Source organism: Streptomyces zingiberis, from assembly GCF_012034935.1.
GTDB classification, from domain to species: Bacteria; Actinomycetota; Actinomycetes; order Streptomycetales; family Streptomycetaceae; genus Streptomyces; species Streptomyces zingiberis.
On record NZ_JAATEN010000040.1, the window covers coordinates 1 to 4,315 of the forward strand.

Annotated in this window: 1 protein-coding gene; it reads left to right on the forward strand. The window is 77.0% G+C overall.

Going from position 1 to position 4,315, the window contains the following annotated elements; translation table 11 throughout:
• The coding region (locus HCK00_RS26550) for a non-ribosomal peptide synthetase (protein ID WP_168104593.1) at positions 1-4,315 on the forward strand (4,315 nt) is incomplete at both ends.

Genomic DNA, 4,315 nt, shown 5'->3' on the forward strand with positions numbered 1-4,315 from the left:
CGCGACCCCCGTCCTGCACACCCTGGAGGCGGGCGCGGCGGTTCTGGACACCGACGCGGGCCCCACCGTGAACCTCACCGTGAGCTGGGCCGGGAGGCTGCTCGACGAGGCGGACGCCGAACAACTGGGGCAGTTGTGGCTGGAGATGCTCGCCGGGCTCGCCGCCCACACCGAGGACCCCGCCGCCGGCGGCCACACACCCTCCGACTTCCCCCTCCTCGCCCTCACCCAGGACTCCGTGGAGCGACTGGAGACGGCGGTCCCGGCACTGGCCGACATCTGGCCGCTGTCCCCGCTTCAGGAAGGGCTGCTCTTCCACGCGGCCTTCGACGAGGAGGGCCCCGACCTCTACGAGGGGCAGCGCGTGCTGGCCCTGGACGGCCCCCTGGACGCGGACCGCCTGCGCGGCTGCTGGCGGACCCTGCTCGACCGCCACCCCGTGCTGCGGGCCGGCTTCCACCGGCTGGAGTCCGGCGAGGCCGTCCAGGTGATCGCCCGCGAGGCGGCGCCCCCGTGGGGCGAGGCCGATCTCTCCGGGCTCGGGGAGGAGGAGTCCCGCGCGGAGCTGGACCGGCTGCTCGCCGCCGAACGCTCCCACCGCCTGGACGTCACCCGGCCACCGCTGCTGCGGCTGCTCCTGGTCCGCCTCGGCGAGGAGCGTCATCTGCAGGTTGTGACCAGCCATCACATCGTCACCGACGGCTGGTCCCTGCCGGTGCTCATCGGGGAACTGTCGGCGCTGTACGCGGCCGGTGGCGATGTCCGGGCCCTGCCTCCGGCCACGTCCTACCGCGACTACCTGGGCTGGCTCGCCCGCCAGGACCGGGACGCGGCGCGGGAGGCGTGGCGCGCCGAGTTCTCCGGGACGGATGAGCCGACGGTGGTCGTCCCCGCGGAGAAGGCGCTGGTCCCGGTGGTGCCGGAACGGGTGCCCTTCGCCTTCGGTGAGGATCTCACCCGGGCCGTGGACGAGCTGGCCCGGGCGCACGGCGTGACCGTCAACACCGTGGTGCAGGGCGCCTGGGCGCTCCTCCTGGCCCGGCTCGCCGGCCGTACCGACGTGGTGTTCGGCGCGACCGTCGCCGGCCGCCCCGCCGACCTGCCGCGGGTGGAGTCCATGGTCGGTCTCTTCCTCAACACCGTCCCGGTGCGGGTGTGCCTCGACGGCGTCCGGTCTGTCGCCGACCTGCTCACCGGTCTCCAGCAGCGGCAGGTCGCCCTCATGGCCCACCAGCACCTCGGGCCGGCCGAGATCCGGCGGCTCGCCGGGCCGGGCGCGGGCTTCGACACCCTCGTGGTCTACGAGAACTACCCGCGCCCCGAACTCCGCGAGCCGGCGCCCGGCGCCCTCACGGTCCGCCCCGCCGGCACCCCGGAGGACACCGGCCACTACCCGCTGACGCTGATCGCCGTGCCCGGCGACCGGCTGCACGGCGAGTTCATCCACCGCCCCGACCTCTTCCCCCGCGAGCGGGCCGCGGACGTCGTCGCCTCGCTGGAGCGGGTGCTGCGGCAGATCACGGCCGCCCCGGACGCGCCGCCCGCCCGCGTGGACGTCCTCGGGGCCGGGCGGCGCGCCGCGCTGGAGGCGTGGAACCGCACGACGGCCCCCGCGCCCCGCGAGCCGCTGCCGGATCTGGTGCGGCGCCGGGCGGAGCGGTCCCCGGACACGGTGGCCGTCGACTCCGGCGGCCGTTCGCTGACCTACCGCGAGCTGTGCGCCGCCGCACACCGCCTGGCGCGCCACCTGATCGCCGCCGGGGTGGGGCCGGAGGAGCGGGTGGCGGTGCTGGTGGAGCGCTCCCCGGAGATGGTCCTCGCCGTACTCGCGGTCTCCGCGGCGGGGGGCGCCTTCGTCCCCGTCGACCCCGGGCACCCCGCGGAGCGGGTGGCGTTCCTGCTGGCCGACGCGGACCCGGCGGTGGTGGTGTGCACCCGCGCCACCCGGAGCGCGGTACCGGCGGGCACGGCCGGCCGGCTGCTGGTGCTGGACGAGCCGGAGACCGCCGCCGCCGTGGCGGCCCTCCCCGCCGGGCCGGTGACGGACGGGGAGCGCCGCGCTCCGCTGACCCCCGCCCACGCCGCCTACGTCATCCACACCTCCGGGTCCACCGGCCGCCCCAAGGGCGTCGTCGTCACCCACGGCGGCCTGGGCAACCTGGCGCGGGCCCAGATCGAGCGGTTCGCCGTGCGGCCCGGTGCGCGGGTGCTGCAGTTCGCGCCGCTGGGCTTCGACGCCGCGGTCTCCGAGCTCTGCATGGCGCTGCTCGCCGGGGCCACGCTCGTCGTGCCCGGCGCGGACGAGCTGCCGCCCCGCCTGCCGCTCGCCGACGCGCTCCGCGCGGCCCGGGCCACCCATGTGACCGTGCCCCCGAGCGTGCTCGCCGCCTGCGACGACCTGCCCGGCACGCTGGAGACGCTGGTGGTGGCCGGCGAGGCCTGCCCGCCCGCCCTGGTGGAGCGGTGGGCCCCCGGGCGGCGCATGGTCAACGCCTACGGGCCCACCGAGGTCACCGTGTGCGCGGCGATGAGCGCCCCGCTCACCGCGGACCGGGACGGGGCCGGCGAGGCCGTCCCGATCGGCCGGCCCCTGGCCAACACCCAGGTCCACGTCCTCGACGCCTTCCTGCGGCCGGTACCGCCCGGCACCGTCGGCGAGATGTACGTCTCCGGCCCCGGCCTCGCCCGCGGCTACCTGGGGCAACCCGGGATGACGGCGCAGCGTTTCACCGCCTCCCCGTTCGCGCCGGGTGAGCGCATGTACCGCACGGGCGACCTGGCCCGCTGGACCGGCGACGGCGAACTGGTCTTCGCCGGCCGGTCCGACACCCAGGTCAAGGTGCGCGGCCACCGCGTCGAACCGGGTGAGGTGGAGGCGGTGCTCACCGGGCACCCCGCCGTGGCGCGGGCCGCCGTCGTCGCCCGCCGGGACGGGCCCGGCGAGAGCCGCCTCGTCGGCTACGTCGTACCCGCCACCGGTACCGGCGCGCCCGGTGCGGCCGGCGGCACCGGTGAACTCCTCGGCGCCCTGCGCGCGTTCCTGGCCGAGCGGCTCCCCGAGTACCTGGTGCCCTCCGTCCTCGTCCCGCTGGAGGAACTGCCGCTCACCGCCCACGGCAAACTCGACCGGAGAGCGCTGCCCGCCCCGGACTTCGCCTCCAAGGTCACCGGCCGCGAACCGCGCACCGCGGCGGAGGCGGCGTTCTGCGCCCTCTTCGCCGAGGTGCTGGGGCTGGAGCGGGTCGGCGCCGGCGACAGCTTCTTCGAACTGGGCGGGGACTCGATCTCCTCCATGCAGCTCGCCTCCCGCGCCCGCCGCGCCGGCCACGTCGTGACCCCGCGCCAGGTCTTCGAGGAGAAGACCCCCGAGCGGCTGGCCGCCGTGGCCGCGCCTCCCGACGGAGCGGCCGGCGCGGCCGGCGCGGTCGGCGGCGGGGGCCCCGGGAACACCGGGGACACCGGGACCGGGGAGGTCCCCTGGACCCCCGTGATGCGGATCTTCGGGGAACGGGCACTGCGGCCCCGGTTCGCGCAGTGGGCCCTCGTCGGCACCCCCGCCGGACTCCGCCGGGAGACCCTGGAACGCGGTCTGGACGCCCTGCTCGCCACCCACGGGATGCTGCGCGCCCGCGCCACCGGCGAACCGGGCACGGAACCGGCGCTCGTCGTCGGCGAGCCCGGCGGCCCCGTCCGCGCCGCGGACCTGATCACATCCGTCGACGCCACCGCGACGCCGGACGGCGATCTCGACGACTTCGCCGCGAGCGCGGCGCGCGAGGCCACCGGGCTGCTCGACCCCGCGGCCGGGGTGATGCTCCGGGCGGTGTGGCTGGACGCCGGGCCGGCCAGGACCGGACGGCTGGCCCTCGTCGTGCACCATCTCGCCGTCGACGGCGTGTCCTGGAGGGTGCTCGTCCCCGATCTGGCCCAGGCCTGTGAGACGGCCGCGGCGGGCGGCGAGCCCGCACTCGACCCGGTGGGCACCTCCTTCCCCCGGTGGGCCGCCCTGCTCGCCGAGGAGGCGAAAGCCGGACACCGACTCGCCGAACTCGACGCGTGGACCGCCCTGCTGAAAGGCGCGGGCCCGCTTCCGGGGCTGCCCGCCCCGGACCCGGCCCGGGACACCGCGGCCACCTTGCGCCGCCACTCCTGGACCGTCCCGGCGGACCAGGCCGCCACACTCACGGGCCGCACCCCCGCCCTCTACCACTGTGGGGTGCGGGAGGTGTTGCTGGCGGGGCTGGCGGGTGCGGTGGCGCGGTGGTGCGGGGGTGCCGGTGTGTCAGGTGATTGCTCTGGTCCGGTCGGTGTGGCA